At 58.3% G+C, this 4,989-nt stretch carries 5 protein-coding genes; 2 read left to right on the top strand and 3 right to left on the bottom strand.

Translation table 11 applies throughout. The features are described from left to right. Nucleotides 1–180: 180 nt before the first annotated feature. Nucleotides 181–2,253: a flagellar biosynthesis protein FlhA gene (flhA, locus tag ABIZ35_RS26660; protein WP_348222980.1), complete on the top strand. Its 2,073-nt coding sequence runs from the start codon at nt 181–183 to the stop codon at nt 2,251–2,253. Then, the gene (gene flhF, locus ABIZ35_RS26655; protein ID WP_348222979.1) at nt 2,246–3,490 is read left to right on the top strand and encodes a flagellar biosynthesis protein FlhF; all 1,245 of its coding nucleotides are present in this window, start codon (nt 2,246–2,248) and stop codon (nt 3,488–3,490) included. Before flhA ends, flhF begins: the two co-directional genes overlap by 8 nt. Before the next feature lie 85 nt (nt 3,491–3,575). On the opposite strand, the gene ABIZ35_RS26650 is transcribed toward flhF, so the two are convergent. The 3 genes from ABIZ35_RS26650 to ABIZ35_RS26640 all read right to left on the bottom strand — a co-directional run bounded on the left by ABIZ35_RS26650 (nt 3,576) and on the right by ABIZ35_RS26640 (nt 4,847). Then, nucleotides 3,576–3,881: a hypothetical protein gene (locus tag ABIZ35_RS26650; RefSeq protein ID WP_348222978.1), complete on the bottom strand. Its 306-nt coding sequence runs from the start codon at nt 3,879–3,881 to the stop codon at nt 3,576–3,578. A gap of 92 nt (nt 3,882–3,973) precedes the next feature. Next, nucleotides 3,974–4,537, bottom strand: coding sequence for a GNAT family N-acetyltransferase (locus ABIZ35_RS26645; RefSeq protein WP_348222977.1), 564 nt, complete (start codon nt 4,535–4,537; stop codon nt 3,974–3,976). Between the two features lie 37 nt (nt 4,538–4,574). Beyond that, nucleotides 4,575–4,847: a hypothetical protein gene (locus ABIZ35_RS26640; RefSeq protein WP_348222976.1), complete on the bottom strand. Its 273-nt coding sequence runs from the start codon at nt 4,845–4,847 to the stop codon at nt 4,575–4,577. Nucleotides 4,848–4,989: the final 142 nt, after the last annotated feature.

Genomic DNA, 4,989 nt, shown 5'->3' with positions numbered 1-4,989 from the left:
ATTGGGACGCCCGCCTGCCTCGATCTGTGCGTTCGTAAACTTTTACTGTGATTTCGCCTCCTTTCATGGAATAACCACCTCGGTATTGTCAAAATCAGGTAGTTTTTTCAGTAAGGAGTTTGCGTGGCAGTCACAACGGGAGCACAGTCTCAGGGAACGGGCGGCGCGCCTACGGGGATCATGGGATTCTTCGCCAAGGCGGCGCAGCAAACCGATATCGCCATGGCGATGGCGCTGATCGGCATGATCGCGATGCTGATCCTGCCTCTGCCGGAGCCGCTGTTGGATCTGGGGTTAGTCATCAACCTTGCCGGCGCCGTCCTCATCCTCCTCACTTCACTTTATACGACCCAGCCGCTGCAATTTTCCGTCTTTCCCGCCTTGCTGCTAGTGACCACGCTGTTCCGACTTGCCCTCGAAGTTTCGGCGATGAAGCTGATCATCGGCACGGGATCGGCGGGACATGTCATCAAGACCTTTGGCGAAGTGGTGATCGGCGGCAACTACGTCGTCGGCATCATTGTCTTTCTCCTCCTGGTTGTCGTGCAGTTTGTTGTCATTACGGCTGGCGCCGGGCGCGTCGCGGAAGTCGCGGCGCGCTTTACTTTGGACGCGATGCCCGGCAAGCAGATGGCGATCGACGCCGACCTGAACGCCGGCGTTATCACGCAAGACCAGGCGCGGGATCGACGCAAAGCGGTCGGGCAGGAAGCGGACTTCTACGGAGCGATGGACGGCGCCAATAAGTTCGTTCGCGGCGACGCCATCGCGGCCATCGTCATCATCGTTCTGAACATCATCGGCGGCTTTGCGATGGGGCTGAGTAAGGGCGAAGGCGTTGTTGAAGTCCTGCAAAAGTACACGATCCTCACGGTAGGCGAGGGCCTGGTGGCGCAGATCCCGGCGCTGCTGATTTCGACCGCCGCCGGTTTGATGGTCACCCGCGCTGCATCGGATACGGCGATGGGCGGCGACATCGCCCGTCAGCTCTTCGCTTCTCCGCGCCCACTGATCATTGCCGCCGGACTCGTGATGCTGTTCGTGCCCTTCGGGTTTCCGCTGCCACAAACATTGCTGGTGTCCGGCATCCTCGGCGGCACGGGGTTTATGATCCTTTCCAACAACCGCAAAGCCGTCGCCGTCGCGCAGGAAAACGCAATCGCCGCCGCCGCGCCCAAGCCTCTCGCCGCAACAACCCCGCAAAGTCTCCTGCCTTTGTTAAATGTTGATGTGCTTGAGCTGAATTTTGGGTATGGATTATTGGGATTGGTGGATCAAGCTGCGGGCGGAGATTTGCTGGATCGTATTACCATGATCCGGCAGAAGACGGCCCTGGAACTGGGCCTTGTCATACCAACGGTTCGCATTCGGGACGATCTGCATCTGCGCTCAAACGATTACACGATTAAGCTGAAGGGCGCGAGCGTCGCGACGGGTACGGTGCATCCAAACTCGATCATGCTGATCGACCCGGGTGTCGTCATCGATCCGATCACTGACGGTATTCCGACCCGAGAACCGGCCTTCGGCGTTCCGGCGCAGTGGGCGCCCAAAGCGATGCGGGACCGCGCCGAGATGGCGGGTTACACGGTTGTCGATCCCTCGTCGGTCATCACGACGCATTTGGCGGAGGTCATCAAGAGTTATGCGGCGGAGATTATCACGCGTCAGGATTCGCAGGCGCTGATCGAGCATATCCGTCAGGCGAACTCGGCGGTGGTGGAAGAATTGATCCCGTCGCTGATGAGCGTCGGTGAAGTCCAGAAGGTTCTTCAGCATCTGCTGCGCGAACGGATCTCCATCCGGGACATGGTGACGATTTTGGAAACGCTGGCGGACAACGCGTCGAAAACCAAGGACATGGATATGCTTGGCGAGTGGGTGCGCGCGGCTTTGGCCCGCTCCATCTGCCGGCAGTATGTGGACGAAAGCTCCGGGACGCTGCACGCGCTGACATTGGATCCACAGCTGGAGCAGACCCTGATGGAATCCGTCGTGCCGGGCGCGCCGGCGCTTTCCTTGGAGCCGTCCGTCGCCCGGGAGTTCCTGCGGTCGCTGGGGCAGCAGGTGGAGCGAATGGCGTCCCTCGGATATCAGCAGCCGCTGCTGATCTGTATGGCGGCTTTGCGATTGCCGCTGCGTCGTCTGACCGAACGTTCACTTCCGCATCTGGTCATACTTTCATATCACGAGATCGTCCCGAATACGGACGTTCGCGCCGTAGGTTCGGTAACAGGAACAGAAAATGCCTAATATGCTCTTCGCCAGTCAAAGGAGCGCACTCGCGGACGCCCGCCAGGACCGCCGAGTAACACCCGCCATGCGCGTCAAATCCATCACCGGTACGACCATCTCGCAATGTCTGCTCCAGGCCAAGATCGAGCTCGGCTCCGACGCCGTCATTCTGAGCAAGCGTACGGTCCGTAAGGGCGGCTTCTTCGGCCTCGGCGGCAAGAACATGATCGAAGTCACGTTCGGCGTGACGGACGACTCGGCGCAGAGCGACGCCAATGCCGGATACATTCAGAAACTGGAATCGCAGATCGCAACCCTCTCCACGAGCGTTCAGGCATTGATCGATTCCTCCGGCAAACGCAAGTGGAACGACTATCCCCCGGTGGGCGCGGTGGAGCCCGACGGCATGACTGGTGATCTTGTAAGCCGACGGGGACGCGGCAAAGCCGCCGAAGCGCCCTCGGACCCATATGCCGGACTTTCGCGCCAGCTGCTCGAAGCCGATATCGCCGCGCCGCTCGTCCGCCAATTGATCTCCGAAATCCCTCCGGGGCTGACGACCGCCACCGCTACCAGTGAACTGCGTACCCTGCTGTCCCAAAAACTGCTGATCGCCAACCGGGTCGAGATTCAGCCGGGCGGCAAACTGCGTGTCCTCGCGTTCGTCGGCACCACCGGCGTCGGCAAGACCACAACTATCGCCAAACTCGCAGCCCAATATTCCCTGGTCGAGCGCCGCAAGGTGGGGGTTATCACGATGGACACCCAGCGCATCGCCGCCGCTCAGCAGCTCCAGACCTACGGCGACATCCTGCGCGTCCCCGTGAAGATCGCCCACGACAAATCAGAAATGGTGAGCCAGCTTTCCGAGTTCGCCCGTCAGGGGATGGAACTGGTGCTTCTCGATACCGCTGGCCGCTCACCCAACGATATGCTTCCGCTCAGCGAAACCGCCGATTTGTTCGACGGCGTCGGCGTCGTCCAGAAGTTCCTGGCCGTCCCCGCCACGCTCTCCCCGCGCGACATGGACAATGTCGTCGGGCGCTTCTACAACACGCTTGCGCCGGACGCCTTGATCCTGACCAAGCTCGACGAAGCCACCGACAGCGCCTGCTTCGGCAAGCTGCTCACCATGCAGGCCAAATATGGCATCCCGCTCGCCTACGTGACCACCGGCCAAAAAGTCCCCGACGACATCGCCTTCCCGGACTCGCACGCGATCGCCGCCCGCATACTTTCAACGGCGATTCTATAAGCAAGTTAATGCAAAATTAAGATACAAGTCGAGCCAGCCGGTTTTTCGGCTGGCTGTCTTTGTTTTCAATCGAGCGCTTTGGCTATTACCGTTTCAGATGCAGCCCAAAAATTGCCGCCAGCATCGATGGTGGCATCAGGCTAGCCGCCATTAGCGTACCCGCGAGAAGCATGGCCGCACGCGCAACATAATTACGCGTTGGCAGCGGAACTAAGTTGGCCGCCGCAATTGCAAACGCTGCCGTCACTATCGAGAGGATCCGCGATTTCAGAGCTGTTGGCGCCGAAAACGTTGACATAATATTTGCCGCCAGAACCAGCCACCCGATGAGCGCCAAACCGACAGCGACTTTGGCCTTTGTCGGAATCGAACTTAATGCCAAATTTTCCATTTTTGCTCCTTCTCATCTTCTGTGAGCAGTCATAAGTAACAAACTGTGCAGAGCGCCGATCGTTTCGCCGGGAAGCAATTTTTCCGAAGCGATTATTCGACGGTAAATCGATGCCGGTTCGCGCTCCACTGCTCCCGCGTCAGCGTCCATCCCACCCGCCTGTGCTTGCCGGACACAAATAGAACGTCCTCCGTAATCTTAGAAATCTCCGCTCCCGACTTCTCCTTCAGCCGATGTGAGCCAACATTCGCCTCGGCGTTATTCAGTCTCAGATACGGAAGCTCCAGCACATCGAAAGCAAAATCGTTCACGGCGGCGACCGCCTCCGTCATATATCCCTGCCTCTGATACGGCAGGCCGATCCAGAAGTCCCGGCTGTTCTCTGGATTGGTCGGCGTCAGCTCAACCGCGCCGATCAGCAAATCGTCGTCAGCCGCCTTGAGCGTCAGCGCCCAGCTATAACGCTTCCCAGCGGCGACTTCCGCGAGCGCATACTCAACATACTTCTGCGCGCCGTCGTCGGGGTAAGGCCAGGGGATGACGGACGCCATATATCGCACGACTTCCCAGTGCGGAAACAGTTCTTGGTTGCGTGGCGCGTCCGACAGTTGGAGCGGACGGAGAAGTAGGCGAGGGGTTTCCAAAATCGGCGTCATTGCTGTTCTCATTTCTCACTCAAGGCGTAATCAGTCGCTACTCGTCAATGTGCTCCCATTCATCCTGCAGGGCGAGGCATTCGTTAAGACCAGCTTTGGTTTGAGACGCAGCCCATATCCACTGATCTCCATCGGTTTGGATGATAGAATTTTCTCCACCATAGAGCATCGTTGGGTGCTCCGGCCAGCGCCAAATCGGCAGGCCAAGGTCGATGAAATTTACAGACACTTCTTGAATGACATCGTCATCGGCGTCGCTATTGGCGCAGTACCGAGAAGAAAACAGAGCTTCCTGGATCATTGTCTGCAAAATGAACTCAGAAGTTCCCTCTGTGTCTATAATGATTGAGACGGTTCACTACACTAAATGATGATTGTCTCCGAGGGCGGAGAATGGATTTTTCGATGGTCTCTGATCTCAACAAAAATGGCGCAAACGGCAACGGCGCGCT

Source organism: Capsulimonas sp. (genome assembly GCF_039929585.1).
GTDB lineage: Bacteria > Armatimonadota > Armatimonadia > Armatimonadales > Capsulimonadaceae > Capsulimonas.
Note: the sequence above shows the minus strand (reverse complement) of the source record. Positions and strands in the feature narration are given on the sequence as shown.